Below are 17,592 nucleotides of genomic sequence, written 5' to 3' on the forward strand. Positions count from 1 at the left end.
GGGCGGACGGGCCCGGCCTCGACGGCGGGACAGCGGAAGAAGGGGCCCTCCGGTCCAAGTGCGCTGGAACGGCTGGGCGGCGTGTGTGGCATGTGCGTCCTCCTCGCTCGATCCGGTGGCCCCGATCGTCCCGGGGCCTCCGTGGACGGCGGCTTCCCTTGCGGCGGGCGCAGAACGGCGCACTACCGCAGGGAAGCCGAGATGTGAGCCTAGAAGAACCGTTCGGTTTCCTGCGAGGTGGCCCTGCTCCCAGCGTGCCGGGGCCGGGATCCGCCCCGGCACGCAGCCGCGGGACGCGGTCGGCGCACGGCGTGCGGATCTGGCCCGGCGCGCGGGCGCGGTCGCCGGATCGCGCCCACTTCCACCATGGACCCGGAGCGGTGGTTCGGCAGCACGGGACGCCAAGGCGCGCGTTTTCCAAGCCAGATGGGTGATGGCGGACCGGTGGCGAGTACCGCGTGGCGCTGATCGGACGTGGTCGGGACGGGACGATTCATCCTGAACGGGGCGGATGCGCAACAGTCAGGACGGAGCGGACCTCCGGCAGTCGTTCCGGGAGGTCGTCGTGACCGGAAGCGGTCGTGGCGGAGGACGGCCGCGAGGGCAACGGTGATGAAGGGAGCCCGTCATGGCGGGCGACGGTCGGTCAGGCCGAGTCGTCGACCACCCCCGCGTCCCGCGCGAGCAACGCCGCCTGGACCCGGTTGCCGACGCCGAGTCCGGTGAGGATCCGGCTGACGTGCGCCTTGACGGTGCTCTCGCGCATGCCGAGGGCGAGCGCGATCTCGGCGTTGGAGCGGCCGACGGCGAGTTCGCGCAGCACGTCGGTCTCGCGCGGGGTGAGCGCGGCCAGTCGGCCCCGGGCGGCGACGGCGCGCGGCTCGCCGGTGCGGTGGTAGCGGTCGATGAGCCGGCGGGCGGCGGCGGGGTGGAGCATGCCCTGTCCGCCGGCGACCACGTGGACGGCGCGGGCGATCTCGGCGGGCGGGGTGTCCTTGAGCAGGAAGCCGTCGGCGCCGGCGGCGAGGGCCCGGTAGACGTACTCGTCGAGGTCGAAGGTGGTGAGGGCGATGACGCGGGGGCCGCCGGGCAGCTCGCGCAGCCGGCGGGTCGCGGCGATGCCGTCGAGCCGGGGCATCCGGATGTCCATGAGGGCGACGTCGATGCGGTGCCGGGCGGCGAGTTCGACCGCCTCCAGGCCGTCGGCGGCCTCGGCGACGACGGTCAGCTCGGGGTCCTGGGCGAGCAGGTCGACGAGCCCGAGCCGGACCAGCGCGTCGTCGTCGACGACCATCGTGTGGATCACAGCGCCTCATTCGGTGGGTTCGGGCCCGGGGTCGGCCCCGGCCCCGGGGTCGGATCCGGGGCCGGGACCGGGTCTGGGGTCGGGGCCAGGTTTGGGGTCGGGTCTGGGGCCGGAGCCGGGCCTGGGCGGGACGGCGTCCGGGCGGACGGCCGCGCGGGCGGGCGGACCGGTGGCCGCCGCGGGGCGAGGAGGCGGGCGGCCAGGCGGAATCCGCCGCTGCCGTCGGGCCCCGCGTCGAAGTGCCCGCCGAGTGCGCCGACCCGTTCGCCGAGCCCGACCAGGCCGTAGCCGCCGCCCGTGCAGGCACCGGAGGGCGCCGGGCCGCCCGGGCCGTTGTGCACCTCGACGGTCGTCGCGGGCGCCCCGTACTGGACGCGGACGGTGACCGGCGCGGTGTGCGCGTACTTGCGGGCGTTGGTCAGCGCCTCCTGGACGACGCGGTGGACGGCCAGCCGGTGGGTGGTGGGGATGCTCTCCGGGTCTCCGGCGAGGGCGAGTTCGACGCTCTGGCCCGCGTCGGTGGCCTCGTCGACGAGTTCGGCGAGGTCGCGCAGGGCCGGTGCGGCGACCGGTCTGGAGTCGGGGCGGTGCCGGAAGGGCGGCGCGCCGTCGCCGACGGCGGTGCGGGCGCCGTCCGGTGGGGCCGTCGCGGGGCCCGTGCCGGCCCTCGCCGCACCGGCGGTGGCGCGCTCGGGCGGTGGCGGGGGCTGGACGGCCGGGGCGGGGGTGGGTGGGCCGGGCTGCACCGGTGGAGCCGGTGGAGCCGGTGGTTCGGCTTCGTCCGGCGGGTCGGCACGGAGGGCGCCGAGGACGTCCCGCAGGTCGTCGAGCGACCGGGCGGCCGTCGCCCGGAGCAGTTCGAGGCGGTGGGCGAGGCGCTCGGGATCGTCGGCCACGGTGCCGGCACGGGCCTGGTCGCGCAGCACGCCGGCGTGCAGCACGAGGAGGCTGAGCCGGTGGGCGAGGACGTCGTGCATCTCGCGGGAGATCCGGGCGCGTTCGGCGGCGCGGGCCTGCTCGGCGCGGAGTTCGCGTTCGCGGCGCAGCGCGGCGACCTTGGCGTGCAGGGTGCCGATCAGCACCCGGCGGCCGTGCAGCCACAGGCCGAGGGAGACGGCGGCGGCCTCGACGAGGAGCTGGGATCCGGTGGTGCCGGCCCAGTCGAGGACGGAGCGGGCGCGGACCACGCTGAGCGCCGCCGTGGCGGCCCCGGCGACGAGGGCCGGTCCGGTGCGGCCGGTCGAGGCCAGGTGGAAGACGCTGAACAGGCCGGGGAAGGCACGGTTGAGCAGCCCGCCGAACAGGACGGGCAGCACCGCGGCGGCGACCGGGTGGCGGCGGGCGAGGAGCAGGGAGAGCGGGGCGAGGACCGCGCCGGCGATCCGCAGCGGGCGCAGGGGCAGGTCCGGGGTGAGCCACTGGGAGACCGCCTCCTCGACGACGAGCACGAGGACGGTCGCGAGCAGGAGCGTGTCGATCAGCCGGTTCCGGCCGGGGGCGTACCAGCCGAGCAGCCCGGGGTGCCCGGTGCTCCCGGCACGGCCGGGCAGCGGTGCCTGCGACGGCCGGGAAGCGCGGGGGGCGCGGGACGGGTGGGAAAGCCAGGACGGGTGGGAGAGCCAGGACGGACGGCGCGGACGGGTCGGTCGGGGCGTGCGTGTCAGGTGATCGGCGGTCATCCGGTCCTCCCTCCCTTTCGCGGTTCAGGGCCTCGATGCTATGGCGTTGCGGCGGGCCGTGACCCCTGACGATCGGCCAGTGGCACCCTCGACTTTCGTCGGGGGTGCGGGCGGTCGGTCGGCCGATTCGGGGACGTCGGGGCGTGCCTACCGTCGGTGTCATGACGACCGATCAGCTCCGTCCCGATCCCGTCCCCGATCCTGGCCCCGGTCCCGACGCCGACGCCAACGCCGCCGACTCCGCCGACCTCTCCGGTGCCCGCGCCGGGGCCGCCGGCCCGAACGCCCTGCCCGTTCCCGTCGGGTCCCGGCCTGCTGTCGGCGAGGGCTGGTTCTTCCTCTCCGAGGCGCTGCGCACCTTCCGGCTGACGGGTGCGGTCGCGCCGAGCGGGGCGGACCTGGTGAACGCCCTGGTGGTCCCGGCGACGAGCCGCCCCGACCGGCCGATCTCGGTGCTGGAGGTGGGGGCCGGGACGGGGGCCGTGACGCGTCGGCTGGTGCGGGTGCTGCGGCCGGGCGACCGGCTGCACGTGGTGGAGTCCAACCCCCGGTTCGTCCAACGGCTACTGGCGGATCCGGAGTTGGCGCGACGCGAGCCGGAGCTGGGGCTGCGGGTGTCGGAGTGCCGGGTGCAGGACCTTCCGGAGGCCCGGGCGGCGGAGGCTTCCGGGCACCCCGGAGGCGCCGGCGACGGCCCGGTCCGGGGCGGCGGGGCCGGGTGCGAGCAGCCCGGGGCTGCCGCCGGCCGGTACGACGTGATCGTGTCGGGCCTGCCGTTCACCAACTTCGAGCCGGCGGCGGTCCAGCGCGTCCTCGACCTCTATCTGCGGTTGCTGGTACCCGGCGGCGAGCTGACGTACTTCGCCTATCTCGGGACGTCGGCGGCGCGGCTGCTGACCTCCGGGCCCCGCCGGGGTGCGCGGCACCGGGCGGTCGTGCGGTTGCTGCGGCAGTTCGAGAAGGAGTACGGGCTGGGGAGCCGGACGGCGTGGCGGAACGTTCCGCCGGCGCGGGCGCACCTGCTGCGCGCACCGGGCGTCCGCCGGGAGAAGGCGGCGGGCGGCGCCCCTCCGACGGGCGGGGCGGCCGGCGCCGCTCGATGATGGACCGGGGCCGCCGGCCGCGGCTCCGTGGCGAGCAGTGAGGAGTCCGCGATGACGGTCACGATCCGTGATGCCGAGGGTGCCGGCCGGTTCGAGGCGTGGGTGGGCGACGACCTGGCCGGGTTCGCGGAGTACCTGCGCAGCGAGGGGCTGGTGGTGTACCCGCACACGGTGGTCGAGCCGGCGTACGAGGGGCAGGGCATCGGGGGGACGCTGGCGCGGGCGGCGCTGGACGATGCGCGGGCCCGGGGGCTGGCGGTGCTGGCGACGTGCCCGTTCATCAAGGCGTGGATGCTGCGGCACCCCGAGTACGTGGACCTGGCGTACGAGAACCGCAGCCGGGTGACCGACTGACGGGTGGCCGGGCGGGGCGTCCGCGGGCGCCGTCCAGCGACGCTCGGGGGCACCACGGGGGCTGGGCCGGCGGGCGCGTCCCGGGCCGCTGACAAATGACAGCTGACAGATTTTGTCATCTGTCAGCGCCGGGTGCACCCTGGCCCCATGCCCACCGCATCCCCCTCCCCCCGCATCCCCCGGCGCGCGCTCGGCGCCGCCGGCCCGACCGCCTCCGCCCTCGGCCTCGGCTGCATGGGCATGTCCGACCTCTACGGCCCCGCCGACGAGGCCGAGAGCGTCGCCACCGTCCGTGCCGCCCTCGACGCGGGCATCACCCTGCTCGACACCGGCGACTTCTACGGCATGGGCCACAACGAGCTGCTGATCCACGACGCTCTGCGCGGCCGCGACCGCGACGACGTGCTCATCAGCGTGAAGTTCGGCGCCCAGCGCAGCCCGGACGGCGAGTGGCTCGGCTACGACGCCCGCCCGGCCGCCGTGAAGACCGCGCTCGCCTACACCCTGCGCCGCCTGCGCACCGACCACGTCGACATCTACCGCCCGGCCCGGCTGGACCCGACCGTGCCGGTCGAGGAGACCGTCGGCGCGATCGCTGAGCTGGTACGGGCCGGCCACGTCCGCCACATCGGCCTCTCCGAGGTGGGCGCCGACACGCTGCGCCGCGCCGCCGCCGTCCACCCGATCAGCGACCTCCAGATCGAGTACTCGCTGCTCTCCCGCTCCGCCGAGGCCGAGATCCTGCCGACCGCCCGCGAGCTGGGCATCGGCGTCACCGCCTACGGCGTGCTCTCGCGCGGCCTGCTCAGCGGCCACTGGCGGGGCGACCGCGAGCTGTCCGGCACCGACTTCCGCGGCCACAGCCCCCGCTTCCAGGGCGACAACCTCGCCCACAACCTCCGGCTCGTCGAGGCCCTGCGCGCGGTCGCCGCCGACCGGAACGCCACCGTCGCCCAGATCGCGATCGCCTGGGTCGCCTCGCGCGGCGAGGACGTCGTCCCGCTGGTCGGCGCCCGCCGCCGCGACCGGCTCGCCGAGGCGCTCGGCGCGCTGGACGTCCCCCTCACCGGGGCCGACCTCGCGGCCATCGAGGCGGCGGTCCCCGCCGGGTCCGCGGCCGGGGACCGGTACGCTGCCGCCCAGATGGCCCATCTCGACAGCGAGCGCTGAGCCGCGGTCCCGCCCGCGGCGCCCGTGCCCGCCGCGGGCGGGACCGTCCGCACCCGCACCACCCGCCGACGGCCGCCACCCGGACGGCCGCCCGTCCGCCGCACCCGGCGGGCGGACGCCTCACCCGTAAGGACGAACCTCCCCGTGGCCACGGACAGCGCACTCACCGCCGAACAGATCATGAGCGCGACGGAGGACGCCCTGCGACGGTTCGGCCCGGCCAAGGCCACCGTCGTCGACGTCGCCCGCACCCTCGGCGTCAGCCACGGCAGCGTCTACCGCTTCTTCCCGAGCAAGGCGGCGCTGCGCGAGGCCGTCACCGAGCGCTGGCTCGCCCAGGCCCACGACGACCTGCGCTTCATCGCCATCGAGCCCGGTCCGGCCGCCGAGCGGCTGTACCGCTGGCTGACCACGCTGTTCGCCGCCAAGCGCAAGAAGGCCCTGGACGACCCGCAGCTCTTCGCGACCTACATGACGCTGGTCGGCGAGGCCAGCCACACCGTCGACGCCCACCTGCGGACGCTGGTCGACCAGATCGCCCAGATCCTCCAGGACGGCATCGAGAAGGGCGAGTTCCGGCACACCCCCGTCAGCGCGACCGCCCGCGCGGTGTTCGAGGCGACCGCCCACTTCCACGACCCCGCCCACGCGTCCGGCTGGTCCGACCCGGCCGCCGAGGACCGCTTCGAGGCCGTCTGGAAGCTGATCCTCCGCGGCCTGGCCGCCGACGCCTGACCGCCGCCCCCGACCCCGCCCCGACCCACCCCGACCGGCCCGGGGCGGCGAAAACCGCTGGCCCGCGCCGTTCCCGAGCAGCAGACTGGCGCGCGCCGAACCGATCCCCCTCGCCACCCGCGCGGAGAAGACGCCATGCGCACCACCGGTCCCGGCCCCGCCCTCGACAGTCTGCACGGCCTCGCCCTCGGCGACGCGTTCGGCGACCGCTGGTTCGCCGTCCCCACCGACGAGGCCCCCGCCGCGCTCGCGGCCCGGCTGCCCCGGCCGGCGCCCTGGCACTGGACGGACGACACCGCGATGGCGATCGTCCTGCTGCGCCACCTGCGCGCCAACGGCGAGGTCCGCCAGGACGCCCTGGCCCGGGAGTTCGCCGCCGAGTACACCCGCGAGTACGGGCGCAAGTACGGGCCGTCGATGCACCGGGTGCTGCGCGGGATCCAGGACGGCGGCGACTGGCGCGCGGTCACGTCGGGCCAGTTCGAGGGCCAGGGCTCGTACGGGAACGGCGCGGCGATGCGGGTGGCACCGCTCGGCGCCTGGTTCGCCGACGACCTCGGCACCGTCGCCCGCCAGGCCGAACTCCAGGCCCGCACCACGCACTTCCACCCCGAGGCGGTCGCCGGAGCGGTCGCCGTCGCGCTGGCGGCCGCCCTCGCCGCCCGCGGCCGGGGGCGGGACGCGCCGACGCGGGCCGAGCTGCTCGGCGAGATCGCCGGTCGGCTGCCGGACAGCGACGTGCGCTCCGGGCTGCGGATAGCCGCCCGGCTTCCCGGCACGGCCTCCGTCCGGCACGCGGCGCACGTCCTCGGCTCCGGACTGCTGATCTCCGCGCCGGACACCGTGCCGTTCGCCCTGTGGTCCGCCGCCGGGCACCAGGACTCGCTGCCCGACGCCCTCTGGCACACCCTGGAGGGCTGGGGCGACATGGACACCACCACCGCCATCGCCGGCGGCGTGGTCGCCGCCCGCACCGGGACCGCCGGCGTGCCCGCCTCCTGGCCGGCCGCCCGCGAGGACCTGCCGGCCGACCTGCTGCCCGATCCGCTGCCCGGCTGACCGGCGCCCGCCTCCGGACGCGGACGGGCCGGATGCGCATCCCGCGCGTCCGGCCCGTCCCCTCCGCCGTCCTCAGCTCCGCGAGTGGCCGAACACGAGCCGGTAGAGGATCAGCAGCACGAGGGCGCCGCCGATCGCGGACGCCCAGGTCGCCAGGTCGAAGAACTGGGCCGTCACCTCGCGGTGCAGGAACCTCGACGAGATCCAGCCGCCGACGAACGAGCCGGCGACGCCGATCAGGGTGGTCACCACCAGGCCGCCCGGGTCACGGCCCGGCAGCAGCAACTTGGCCAGGGCCCCGGCCACCAGGCCCAGCACGATCCATGCGACGAAGCTCATCCGTGTCCTCCCGCCCTTCGAGCCGTACGGCGGCCCCGTGCACGCCGTACCGCCTCCAAGGACGCCGCACCACCGGTCGGCGGTTCCCGCCCCACCGCCCCGGCTGCGGCGGGCGTGGCGTCCTGCTCCGGATCCCGACTACCCCGCGACACCGCGGCCATGCGCGTCCCGGCCGCCACCGCCGGCTCGCCGGATAGCCTGGCACCGCCCGCGGACGCCACGCCCCGCGCCCGCACCCCCGGGGATCGCGGCGACGGCCGGACGGCGGGAAGGAGACAGCGATGGAGCTGCGCCCCGGTCGACGCCGGGTCCTCGGCGTCGCGGCCGCGACCGCCCTGGCCGTCGCACTCCCCACCGAGCGACGGGCCACCGAGCGACGGGCCACCGAGGGACAGGCCACCGAGGGACGGGCCACCGCCCTGGACGGAACACCCGATCGCGGCCTCGCCGACCGGCTGCGCGCGCTTGAGCAGGCGCACGCCGCACGGCTGGGGGTCTTCGCCCACGACGCGGCCACCGGCCGGACGGTGGCGTACCGCGCGGACGAACCGTTCCCGATGTGCTCAACGTTCAAGACGCTCGCCGTGGCCGCCGTACTGCGGGACCTCGACCGGGACGGCGGTTTCCTCGCCGAGCGCATCCGCTACACGGCGGGGGACGTCGCGGAGGCGGGCCACGCACCGATCACGGGCCTGCCCGGGAACCTCGAAAGCGGCCTGACCGTCGAGGAGTTGTGCGGCGCCGCCATCACCCACAGCGACAACGCCGCCGCCAACCTCCTGCTGCGCGAACTCGGCGGCCCCTCGGCGGTCACCCGCTTCTGCCGCTCCCTCTGCGACCGGACGACCCGGCTCGACCGCCGGGAGCCCGCACTCAACTCCGCGGAACCCGGCCGGATCACCGACACCACCACCCCGCGCGCCATCGGCCGGACCTACGCCCGCCTCACCACCGGCAACGCCCTCGACGCGCCCGACCGCCACCGGCTGACCAGCTGGCTGCTGCACAACACCACGGGCGGCAACCGCCTGCGCGCCGGCCTCCCCGACGACTGGACCGTCGCGGAGAAGACCGGCACCGGCGGCTACGGCACCACCAACGACGTCGGCGTCGCCCGGCCGCCCGGCCGCGGCCCGGTCACGCTGGCGGTCCTCTCCACCAAGCCCGACCCGGCCGCGCCCGCCGACGAGCCGCTGCTCGCCGAGGCGGCCGCCCTGCTCGCAGCCGATCTGATCGCGGCCGCTCTGCTCGCGGCCGCCCCGGCCTGACCCCGCTGCTCCCCGCGCCCGCGATCAGGCACCGGCCGTGCGCAGGTGGGGGATGACGTCGGTGCCGTAGGCGTCGATGGTGGGTTCGACGGCGTCGTGCATGGCGTAGATGGCGAACTGGTCGACGCCGAGGGAGCGGAGGTGGTCGAGGCGGGCGAGGTGGGTGGCGGTGGGGCCGATGACGCAGAAGCGGTCGACGATCTCGTCGGGGACGAAGGCGGTGTCGGGGTTCCCTGCGCGGCCGTGGTGGCTGTAGTCGTAGCCCTGGCGGTCCTTGATGTAGGCGGTGAGGGCCTCGGGGACGAGGCCGGAGTGCTCGCCGTAGTGCCGGACGAGGTCGGCGACGTGGTTGCCGACCATGCCGCCGAACCAGCGGCACTGCTCGCGGGCGTGGGCGAGAGCCTCCGGGGAGTCGTCGGCGGTGACGTAGGCGGGCGCGGCGACGCAGACGGTGACCGCGTCGGGGTCCCGGCCGGCCTCGGCGGCGGCGCGGCGGACCGCCTTCACCATGTACTCGGTGAGGAAGGGGTCGGCGAGCTGGAGGATGAAGCCGTCGGCCTGGCGGCCGGTCAGGGCGAGGGCCTTGGGGCCGTAGGCGCCCATCCAGACGGGCAGGGCGGCGCCCTCGCCGACCCAGGGCAGGTGCAGCTCGGTTCCGTCGACCTCGGCGGTGCGGCCCTCCGCCAGTTCCTTGATGGCGCGCATGGCCCGGGAGAGCAGGTCCAGGGTGGCGGGCTTGCGGCCGGCGACGCGCATGGCGGAGTCGCCGCGGCCGATGCCGCAGACGGTGCGGTTGCCGTACATGTCGTTGAGGGTCGCGAACAGGGAGGCAGTGACCTCCCAGGTGCGGGTGGAGGGGTTGGTGACCATCGGGCCGACGGTGAGGGTGCCGGTCTCGGCGAGGATCCGGCTGTAGATGACGAAGGGCTCCTGCCACAGGACGCAGGAGTCGAAGGTCCAGCCGTGGCTGAAGCCGGCCCGCTCGGCGCGGATCATCCGGTCGACGAGCAGGCGGGCGGGCGGGTCGGTCTGCAGGACGAGGCCGATGTCCATGGGGGCTCCGGGAGTCGGGACGACGGGTCGGGTCGGGGAGTCAGGGGGCGGGGCTCGGTCAGCCGAGGTACTGGCAGGTGTCCCGGCGCAGGAAGGTGCCGTGGCCGGCCCGGCCGAGCCAGGTGCCCCGGTCGAGGACGACGGTGCCCCGGGAGAGGACGGTGCGGGCGCGGCCGGTGAGGGTGCGTCCCTCGTACGCCGAGTAGTCGACGTTCATGTGGTGGGTGGCGGCGGAGACGGTCTGCACGGCGGCGGGGTCGTAGACGACCAGGTCGGCGTCGGCGCCGGGGGCGAGGGTGCCCTTGCGCGGGTGCAGGCCGAACATCCGGGCCGGGGTGGTGCAGGCGAGTTCGATCCAGCGGCGGCGGCCGAGGCGGCCGTCGACCACGGCCTGGTGGAGGAGGTCCATCCGGTTCTCCACGCCCGGCAGACCGTTGGGGATCCGGGAGAAGTCGCCGCGGCCGAGCTCCTTCTGGCCGGTGTAGCAGAACGGGCAGTGGTCGGTGGAGACCACCTGGAGGTCGTTGGTGCGCAGGCCGCGCCAGAGGGCCGTCTGGTGCTCGCGGGGCCGCAGCGGGGTGCTGCACACGTACTTGGCGCCCTCGAAGCCGTCCTCGCCCTCCTCGGCGAGGTTGTCGGTGGAGAGGAAGAGGTACTGCGGACAGGTCTCGCCGAAGACGGGCAGTCCTTCGTCGCGGGCGCGGGCGAGTTCGGCGAGCGCGGAGGCGGCGGAGACGTGGACGACGTAGAGCGGGCTGCCGGCGACCTGGGCGAGCTTGATGGCGCGGTGGGTCGCCTCGGCCTCCAGCAGCTCGCGGCGGACCTCGCCGTGGAAGCGGGGCGCGGTGCGGCCGGCGGCGAGGGCCTGCTCGACGAGGACGTCGATGGCGATGCCGTTCTCGGCGTGCATCATGATCAGCCCGCCGTTGGCGGCGCCGCGCTGCATGGCCCGCAGGATGCGGCCGTCGTCGCTGTAGAAGACGCCGGGGTAGGCCATGAACAGCTTGAAGGAGGTGGACTCGCCGGAGTCGACGAGGGCGTCCATCTCCTTGAGGACGGCGTCGGTGACGTCGGAGACGATGGTGTGGAAGGCGTAGTCGATCGCGCAGTTGCCCTCGGCCTTGGCGTGCCAGGCGTCCAGGCCCTCGCGCAGGCTGCCGCCGACGGGCTGGACGGCGAAGTCGACGACGGTGGTGGTGCCGCCCCAGGCGGCGGCGCGGGTGCCGGTCTCGAAGGTGTCGGAGGCGTGGGTGCCGCCGAACGGCAGCTCCATGTGGGTGTGGACGTCGACCCCGCCCGGGACGACGTAGTGGCCGGCCGCGTCGATGACGGTGTCGGCGGTCCAGGAGAGGGCGGCCTCGCTGCCGGTCGTGGCGAGGGCGGCGATCCGCTCGCCCTCGATGAGGACGTCGGCGCGCAGTTCCTCGGTGGCGGTGATCACGAGGCCGCCGCGGACGGCGGTGCGGCGCGGGGCGGTGGCCGGGACGCGGGCGGTGGTCGCGGGGATGCGCTCGGGAGAGCTCTCGGGGGCGCTCTCGGGGGTGGTGGTCACGGGGTTCGCCTCCGTCACGCCTCGGTCAGCGGGCCGTAGGCCTCGGGGCGGCGGTCGCGGTAGAACGCCCACTGCCGCCGGACCTCCTCGATGAGCCCGAGGTCGAGGTCGCGGACGACCAGCTCCTCCTCCTTGTCGGAGGCGACGTCGCCGACGAACTGCCCGCGCGGGTCGACGAAGTACGAGCTGCCGTAGAAGTCGTTGTCGCCGTACTCCTCGGTGCCGACGCGGTTGATGGCGGCCACGTAGTAGGCGTTGGCGACGGCGGCGGCCGGCTGTTCGAGCTGCCAGAGGTAGGCGGAGAGGCTGCGGCTGGTCGCGGAGGGGTTGTAGACGATCTGCGCGCCGCCTAGGCCCAGGGCGCGCCAGCCCTCGGGGAAGTGCCGGTCGTAGCAGATGTAGACGCCGACCTTGCCGACGGCGGTGTCGAAGACCGGCCAGCCGAGGTTGCCGGGCTTGAAGTAGTACTTCTCCCAGAAGCCCTTCACCTGCGGGATGTGGTGCTTGCGGTACTTGCCGAGGTAGCCGCCGTCGGCGTCGATCACGGCGGCGGTGTTGTAGTAGACGCCAGGCTGCTCCTCCTCGTAGACGGGGACGACGAGGACGAGGCCGAGTTCGCGGGCGAGGTCCCGCATCCGGCGCACGGTGGGGCCGTCGGGGACGGCCTCGGCCCACCGGTAGTGCTCGGGCTCCTGGACCTGGCAGAAGTACGGGGAGTTGAAGACCTCCTGGAAGCCGAGGATCTTCGCGCCCCGGGCGGCGGCCTCGCGGGCGTACCGCTCGTGGAGGGCGATCATGCTCTCCTGGTCGCCGGTCCAGCGGGTCTGGACGAGGGCGGCACGGACGATCTGCGACATGGGTACCTCCGCAACTCCGCGGCCCGTCCCGGGGGCGGGCCCGCGGTTCGAGGGTTGGCGGGCGGTGCTGCCTGCGGTGGATGTCTTCGTGCGTTCTGGGGGTGTTCTGGGGGCGTTCTGCGGTCGGGCGTCCTGCGGGCGAGCTGTGTGCCGCGCCTGCGGTCTACGTGCGTAGAGAGCGGGTGCCTCGACCGTAGGCCCGTTCTCGGTCGCCTGACAATACGTCGAACGCCGGGCGGCCGACGCGATCGTGGTGTGCGGACACGCAGGGTCGCGTAGATGGGATGAAAAGCTCATCTACCCCAAGAACTGACTCCCTACTCATTCGGGTGAATCCAGGAGCGGAACCGCGTGGCGCGGGGCAGGAAGCGGGTGACGCTCCTCCGGTCCGCCGCCGGAGGAGCCCGTCGACGGGCGGCGGTGCCGCGCAGCGGCCGGAAGGGGGTGGTGGACGGATGGCGACGGCCGACAGGACGCGGGGGGCGGCGCGGGTGCCCGCCTGGGGCGGGGTGCTGCTCGCGCTCGGGGTGCCGGTGCCGGCGGTGCTCGGCTGGCTGCTGTTCGTCCGCCGGACGCCCGCCGGACAGGGCGCGCTGGACGTCCGGCTCCAGCTGGCCGGCTCGCGGGCCGCCGCCGAGGCCGTGCTCGCCGGGCGGGCGCCGGCCTTCCGCGCCTCGCTGGACGCCGACCTCTGGCTGATCGGCGGCCTCGCGGTGACGCTGGCGGCGGCCGGGATGCTCGGCGGGTACGTGTTCACCCGGGCGCACTGGCGGCTGACCGCGCTCATCGCCGGAATGGCCGGGGTGCTGGCCGGCGGCTGCGACCTGGCCGAGGACGTCCTGCTGGGCGCCGGTCTCGGCTGCACCGGCTCCGGGCCGGTCGGTGGGGACGCGCCGTTCGCCGCGGCGGCCGCGTTCGCCACCGTCAAGTGGCTGCTGCTGCCGCCCGCGGGCGCGGTGGCGGTCGTCGTCTGCTCCGCCACCGCGCACCGGGCGGTGCGCGCGCTGCTGCCCCGCGCGCCGGAGGAGCGGGAGGACGCGTCCGGAGCCGGGGAGACCGGGAGCGGACCGGCGCTGATCCCGCCGTGGCCGGTGGCCACCGCGCGCGGCGGGCGGTGGCCGCCCGGCCCCCGGGTCCACGGGCCGCTCGCCCGGCACGCCCGTTGGCGCAACGCCGCCCGGGTGCCGCCCGGCCGCGAGCACGCCCGGCTCGGCTTCTGCGTCTCCGGCGGCGGCATCCGCGCGGCCTGCGTCACCCTCGGCGCGCTGCAGGCGCTGCGCCCCTGGCTGAAGCAGGCCCGCTACCTGGTCGCCGTCTCCGGCGGCGGGTACACCGTCGGCGCCATGCAGCTGGCGCTGAGCGACTCCGCGCCCGGCGGCCCGGTCCGGGCCCGCTCCGGGCTGGACGCCGACACCGTGCTCGAACCGGGCTCGCCCGAGGAGGACCACCTGCGCCGCCACTCCAAGTACCTGGCGGACGGCGCGGGCGAGTGGCTGGTCGCGCTCGGCACCCTGCTGCGCGGTCTGGTCGCGGCGCTCTCCCTGCTGCTCGCCGCCGTCCTGGTGCTGGGCCTGGGGCTGAGCCGCTTCTACCACCTCGTGCCGCTCGCCGACCTGGACCGCCCGCCGCCGGTGCGCTCCCCCGCCGTGCTCGCCCTCGTCGGGCTGCTGGCGACCGCCGCCACCGGGTGGCTGCTGTGGCTGCTCGCCTTCTCCTGGCTCGGCTGGAACACCCTGCTGCCCCGCGCGCTGCGCCGCTTCTCGCACAGCGCGCTCGCGCTCGCCGGGCTGACCGGCGTCGGCGTGCTGGCCGTCCCCGGCCTGGCGTGGGGCGCGGTCGCGCTGCAGCGCGCGCTCGCGGTCGGCGTCCGGCAGACCGGGGCCGGCATCAGCCTGACCGTGCTGCTCAGCTACCTGGCGCTGCTGCTGGGCATCCTCTGGCACGGCCGGCACGCGATCGAGCAGGGCGCGGCGGTGCTCGGCGGTGTGCTGCGTGGGGTGCGGCGCGGCGCCGGCGTGCGGCGGGTCGGCGGCCTCACCGGGCGGATCACCGAGTACCTGGTGCTCTGGTCGGCGCTGACCGCGCTCACCTCGGGCACCCTGCTCACCTTCGGGTGGGCGGTGGCCACCGGGCACGCCTGGCCGGGCGCGGTCCAGGTGCTGCTGCCGCTGGTCCTGCTCACGGTGGGGCTCAACCTCGACCAGACCTGGATGGGCCTGCACCCCTTCTACCGGCGCCGGCTCGCCTCGGCCTTCGCCGTCCGCCGGGTGGTCGAGGGCGCGGGAGGGGGCGCCGGCCCGGGCCCGGCGCCGGCCGGGGAGGAGGACGGCGCGGGCCGGTCCGGGGAGGTGCTGGCCCGGCCGTACCACTTCTTCCGCGAGCAGACCCGGCTCAGCCACTACGGCGCGCGGCAGCCGGACTTCCCCCAGGTGATCTTCGCGGCGGCGGCGAACCTCTCCGGCAGCGCGCGGACGCCGCCCGGCCGGCGGGCGGTGTCGTTCACGTTCTCCCACGACTACGTCGGCGGGCCGGACGTCGGGTACGCGCGCACCGACCTGCTGGAGCGGCGCACCCGGCGGCACATCGCCCGCGACCTCACCGTGCAGTCCGCGATGGCCGTCTCCGGCGCGGCGTTCTCCTCCGCGATGGGCCGCCGCTCCCGCGCCTACCAGGGGCTGTTCGCGGTGACCAACGCGCGGTTGGGCACCTGGCTGCCCAACCCGGCGGCGCTCGCCCCGCTCTGGGCCGCCGACCGGGACTGGCGGTACGCGCCGCAGCCCGCCGTCCGGCGGCTCTCCTACCAGCTGCGGGAGGCCTGCGGCCGGTACCCGATGGACGCGCGGTTCCTGCTCACCACCGACGGCGGGCACTACGAGAACCTCGGCCTGGTCGAGCTGCTGCGGCACGGCGTGCGGACGGCGGTGTGCGTCGACGCGAGCGGCGACTCCGCCTTCGCGGGCGCGCTGGCGGCGGCGATCACCCTGGCGAAGGAGGAGTTGGGCATCACGATCACGCTGCGCGAACCGGAGCTGCTGGTCCCGGGCAGCGCCGGGGGCGGCCAGCCGCCGTTGCGCGGGCTGGCGGCCCGGCTGGCCGACCGGCTCTCCGCCCGGGCGGTGGTGGTCGGGGACATCGCGTACCCGTGGCCACTGGAGCTCGGGGAGGCCGACGGTCCCCCGGGCGCGGCGGCCCGGCACGGCACGCTGATCGTCGCCCAGGCCGTGCTCACCCCCGGCATGCCGTACGAGCTGCACGCGTACGCGGCGGCCGATCCGGCGTTCCCGAACGACGGCGCCGGCGACCAGTGGTTCGACCACCGGCAGTTCGACGCCTATCAGACGCTCGGCCGGTACCTGGGCGAGCAGGCCGCGCCGGCGGTCGCGGCGGCGCTGACGGAGGCGGCGGCGCGGGCCGAGGCGGCGGGCCCGGAGGCGGGGGCCGGGACGGGGACGGCGGCGACAGGGACCGCCGCAGCACCGGCGCCGGACCACAAGGCCAACGGCCGGGGGCCCGGCCGACCGGGGACCGTGCCGGGGCCGGGGACCGTGCCGGGGCCGGGCCGGGCGCCCGGTGCGGAGCGCGGCGCCACCGCGCCCGACCAGGGGCGCAACGGGCAGGTGTGACGGTGCTCGCTTGACTCGTACCGCGTCCGTCGGGAAGGATCCGGCACATGGACTCCGGCACCACTCTGGTCTGCCGTCTGCACGTCGACCTCCGACGCCAGGCGAGTTCCATCTGTGCCTGTTGTTGATCCCGGCCTTCCCCGTCGGCCCCGCCCTGTGACGTCCCCCAGGGTTCGCGCCGTACAGCCACACCCGTCTTCCTGACGCGCCCTCGCCCTGCGCGACCGTGCCGGCCGGCACGGTCCGGTGCGGTGCGGTCCGGTGCGTGCGCCACCACGCTTCCGCTCCCCCTCCCGCCTTCCCCGAGGACACCCACATGAGCCTGGACCTCGCCCCCGACACGCCCGCCACCACCGCGACCACCGCGACCACCACCGCGACCACCACCGCGACCACCACCGCGACGGCAACGGTCGAGGAGACCCGCCCGCCGCTCACCCCGAACGCGCTGCGGACGATCGTCCGCGAGCTGGCCGAACAGCCCGAGCAGTGGATCCACCACGTGCGGCTCTCCACCGAGGAGCGCTGGTACCGGCGGCTGGCCGCCGACGAGGACCACGAGGTCTGGCTGATCAGCTGGCTGCCCGGCCAGTCCACCGGCTTCCACGACCACGGCGGCTCGCGCGGCGCGTTCACCGTCGCGCTGGGCGAGTTGGAGGAGCTGTCGCTGGGCGGCCCCGAGCAGGGCCTGCTGATCCGGCGGATCCAGTCCGGCACCGCCCGCGCGTTCGGCCCCGAGTACGTGCACGACGTCCGCAACACCGCGTCCGGCCCGGCCGTGACACTGCACGCCTACTCGCCGCCGCTCCAGTCGATGGCGCACTACGAACTGCGGGCCGGCGGCCTGGTCCGCACCTCCGAGGAAGGACCCGACCAGTGGTGACCACGATCGACGACCTGCTCGCCCGCTCCCGCAAGGGCGTCCACCGGCCCGGCGCCGAGGAGGCGCACCGCGCGCAGCGCGACGGCGCCCTGCTGGTCGACATCCGCCCGGCGGCGCAGCGCGCGGCCGAGGGGGAGATCCCCGGCGCGCTGATCATCGAGCGCAACGTCCTGGAGTGGCGGCTGGATCCGACCGGCGGTCACCGGATCCCGGAGGCCACCGGGTACGACCTGGAGGTGATCCTGGTCTGCTCGGAGGGGTACGCGTCGAGCCTGGCGGCGTCGTCGCTGCGCGAGCTGGGCCTGCACCGCGCGACCGACCTGGACGGCGGTTTCGTCGGCTGGGCGGCGGCCGGGCTGCCGACCCGTCAGAGCGGGTGAGCGGGCCGGGTTCGAGAACCGGCAGGTGGTCGGATCCGCGGGGGCCGTGAGGCCCGGCGGATCCGGCCACGGTCGGGAAATCAGGGACACAGGGGTCGTCAGGTCATAGGCTGATCAGAGTTTCCACTCCGCCAGGGCGGGCAGCCGCGCGACCGACAGGCACACCGACCGAGACCGACAGACCGCCGGACGACACCATCGGCGCCGCCGCCGGGGACCGCCGAGACGAGG

Annotated in this window: 16 protein-coding genes; 10 read left to right on the plus strand and 6 right to left on the minus strand. The window is 75.8% G+C overall.

What is annotated here, in order from left to right:
- Positions 1 to 646 precede the first annotated feature (646 nt).
- On the minus strand, positions 647 to 1,306 hold the full coding sequence (locus tag ACFC0B_RS13465) for a response regulator (protein ID WP_376085716.1): 660 nt from the start codon (positions 1,304 to 1,306) through the stop codon (positions 647 to 649).
- Positions 1,303 to 2,985, minus strand: coding sequence for a sensor histidine kinase (locus ACFC0B_RS13470; RefSeq protein ID WP_376085718.1), 1,683 nt, complete (start codon positions 2,983 to 2,985; stop codon positions 1,303 to 1,305). Before ACFC0B_RS13470 ends, ACFC0B_RS13465 begins: the two co-directional genes overlap by 4 nt.
- Positions 2,986 to 3,146: 161 nt before the next feature.
- Between ACFC0B_RS13470 and ACFC0B_RS13475 the strand changes: the two genes are divergently transcribed.
- From ACFC0B_RS13475 to ACFC0B_RS13495, 5 genes are all read left to right on the plus strand, one after another.
- Positions 3,147 to 4,088: a class I SAM-dependent methyltransferase gene (locus ACFC0B_RS13475; protein ID WP_376085720.1), complete on the plus strand. Its 942-nt coding sequence runs from the start codon at positions 3,147 to 3,149 to the stop codon at positions 4,086 to 4,088.
- 51 nt (positions 4,089 to 4,139) lie between these two features.
- Positions 4,140 to 4,442, plus strand: coding sequence for a GNAT family N-acetyltransferase (locus ACFC0B_RS13480; RefSeq protein ID WP_376085723.1), 303 nt, complete (start codon positions 4,140 to 4,142; stop codon positions 4,440 to 4,442).
- A 147-nt stretch (positions 4,443 to 4,589) separates the two neighbouring features.
- Complete coding sequence (locus ACFC0B_RS13485; protein WP_376085726.1) at positions 4,590 to 5,612, plus strand: aldo/keto reductase; 1,023 nt, start codon at positions 4,590 to 4,592, stop codon at positions 5,610 to 5,612.
- Positions 5,613 to 5,756: 144 nt separating this feature from the next.
- A complete protein-coding gene (locus ACFC0B_RS13490) occupies positions 5,757 to 6,347 on the plus strand; it encodes a TetR family transcriptional regulator (protein ID WP_376085729.1) in 591 nt (196 codons plus the stop codon).
- A 135-nt stretch (positions 6,348 to 6,482) separates the two neighbouring features.
- Positions 6,483 to 7,406, plus strand: a complete 924-nt coding sequence (locus ACFC0B_RS13495) for an ADP-ribosylglycohydrolase family protein (protein WP_376085732.1) — start codon at positions 6,483 to 6,485, stop codon at positions 7,404 to 7,406.
- Positions 7,407 to 7,478: 72 nt separating this feature from the next.
- On the opposite strand, the gene ACFC0B_RS13500 is transcribed toward ACFC0B_RS13495, so the two are convergent.
- Entirely contained in the window at positions 7,479 to 7,745 is a 267-nt protein-coding gene (locus ACFC0B_RS13500) for a GlsB/YeaQ/YmgE family stress response membrane protein (protein WP_376085735.1), read from the minus strand.
- Positions 7,746 to 8,026: 281 nt separating this feature from the next.
- Here ACFC0B_RS13500 and bla point away from each other — a divergent pair, with 281 nt between their 5' ends.
- Entirely contained in the window at positions 8,027 to 9,013 is a 987-nt protein-coding gene (bla, locus tag ACFC0B_RS13505; protein ID WP_376085738.1) for a class A beta-lactamase, read from the plus strand.
- A gap of 24 nt (positions 9,014 to 9,037) precedes the next feature.
- Here the strand turns inward: bla and ACFC0B_RS13510 are convergent, their stop codons facing one another.
- The 3 genes from ACFC0B_RS13510 to ACFC0B_RS13520 are packed head-to-tail and all read right to left on the minus strand — an operon-like array spanning position 9,038 to position 12,475.
- Positions 9,038 to 10,066: a TIGR03842 family LLM class F420-dependent oxidoreductase gene (locus ACFC0B_RS13510; protein WP_376085741.1), complete on the minus strand. Its 1,029-nt coding sequence runs from the start codon at positions 10,064 to 10,066 to the stop codon at positions 9,038 to 9,040.
- Positions 10,067 to 10,124: 58 nt separating this feature from the next.
- Positions 10,125 to 11,573 carry a dihydropyrimidinase gene (gene hydA, locus ACFC0B_RS13515; protein ID WP_376085991.1) on the minus strand — a complete coding sequence of 483 codons (1,449 nt, stop codon included), beginning with the start codon at positions 11,571 to 11,573 and terminating at the stop codon, positions 10,125 to 10,127.
- Between the two features lie 59 nt (positions 11,574 to 11,632).
- Entirely contained in the window at positions 11,633 to 12,475 is an 843-nt protein-coding gene (locus ACFC0B_RS13520) for a nitrilase-related carbon-nitrogen hydrolase (RefSeq protein ID WP_376085744.1), read from the minus strand.
- A 455-nt stretch (positions 12,476 to 12,930) separates the two neighbouring features.
- On the opposite strand from ACFC0B_RS13520, the gene ACFC0B_RS13525 reads away from it, so the two are divergent.
- The 4 genes from ACFC0B_RS13525 (at position 12,931) to ACFC0B_RS13540 (ending at position 17,361) form a co-directional block, all read left to right on the plus strand.
- Entirely contained in the window at positions 12,931 to 16,098 is a 3,168-nt protein-coding gene (locus tag ACFC0B_RS13525) for a hypothetical protein (RefSeq protein ID WP_376085747.1), read from the plus strand.
- A 47-nt stretch (positions 16,099 to 16,145) separates the two neighbouring features.
- Positions 16,146 to 16,226, plus strand: a complete 81-nt coding sequence (locus ACFC0B_RS13530) for a putative leader peptide (protein ID WP_344330530.1) — start codon at positions 16,146 to 16,148, stop codon at positions 16,224 to 16,226.
- A 188-nt stretch (positions 16,227 to 16,414) separates the two neighbouring features.
- Complete coding sequence (locus tag ACFC0B_RS13535; RefSeq protein ID WP_376085750.1) at positions 16,415 to 16,981, plus strand: cysteine dioxygenase family protein; 567 nt, start codon at positions 16,415 to 16,417, stop codon at positions 16,979 to 16,981.
- Positions 16,978 to 17,361, plus strand: coding sequence for a rhodanese-like domain-containing protein (locus ACFC0B_RS13540; protein WP_376085752.1), 384 nt, complete (start codon positions 16,978 to 16,980; stop codon positions 17,359 to 17,361). The genes ACFC0B_RS13535 and ACFC0B_RS13540 overlap by 4 nt, the downstream gene beginning before the upstream one ends.
- Positions 17,362 to 17,592 lie beyond the last annotated feature (231 nt).

It is taken from the genome of Kitasatospora sp. NPDC056184, from assembly GCF_042268405.1.
Classification (GTDB): Bacteria; Actinomycetota; Actinomycetes; order Streptomycetales; family Streptomycetaceae; genus Kitasatospora.

Coding starts and splice junctions, on each gene's coding strand:
- ACFC0B_RS13470 (WP_376085718.1), bottom strand. CDS start 2,985: ATGACCGCCGATCACCTGACACGCACGCCCCGACCGACCCGTCCGCGC.
- ACFC0B_RS13475 (WP_376085720.1), top strand. CDS start 3,147: ATGACGACCGATCAGCTCCGTCCCGATCCCGTCCCCGATCCTGGCCCC.
- ACFC0B_RS13480 (WP_376085723.1), top strand. CDS start 4,140: ATGACGGTCACGATCCGTGATGCCGAGGGTGCCGGCCGGTTCGAGGCG.
- ACFC0B_RS13485 (WP_376085726.1), top strand. CDS start 4,590: ATGCCCACCGCATCCCCCTCCCCCCGCATCCCCCGGCGCGCGCTCGGC.
- ACFC0B_RS13495 (WP_376085732.1), top strand. CDS start 6,483: ATGCGCACCACCGGTCCCGGCCCCGCCCTCGACAGTCTGCACGGCCTC.
- ACFC0B_RS13500 (WP_376085735.1), bottom strand. CDS start 7,745: ATGAGCTTCGTCGCATGGATCGTGCTGGGCCTGGTGGCCGGGGCCCTG.
- bla (WP_376085738.1), top strand. CDS start 8,027: ATGGAGCTGCGCCCCGGTCGACGCCGGGTCCTCGGCGTCGCGGCCGCG.
- ACFC0B_RS13510 (WP_376085741.1), bottom strand. CDS start 10,066: ATGGACATCGGCCTCGTCCTGCAGACCGACCCGCCCGCCCGCCTGCTC.
- ACFC0B_RS13520 (WP_376085744.1), bottom strand. CDS start 12,475: ATGTCGCAGATCGTCCGTGCCGCCCTCGTCCAGACCCGCTGGACCGGC.
- ACFC0B_RS13525 (WP_376085747.1), top strand. CDS start 12,931: ATGGCGACGGCCGACAGGACGCGGGGGGCGGCGCGGGTGCCCGCCTGG.
- ACFC0B_RS13530 (WP_344330530.1), top strand. CDS start 16,146: ATGGACTCCGGCACCACTCTGGTCTGCCGTCTGCACGTCGACCTCCGA.
- ACFC0B_RS13535 (WP_376085750.1), top strand. CDS start 16,415: ATGAGCCTGGACCTCGCCCCCGACACGCCCGCCACCACCGCGACCACC.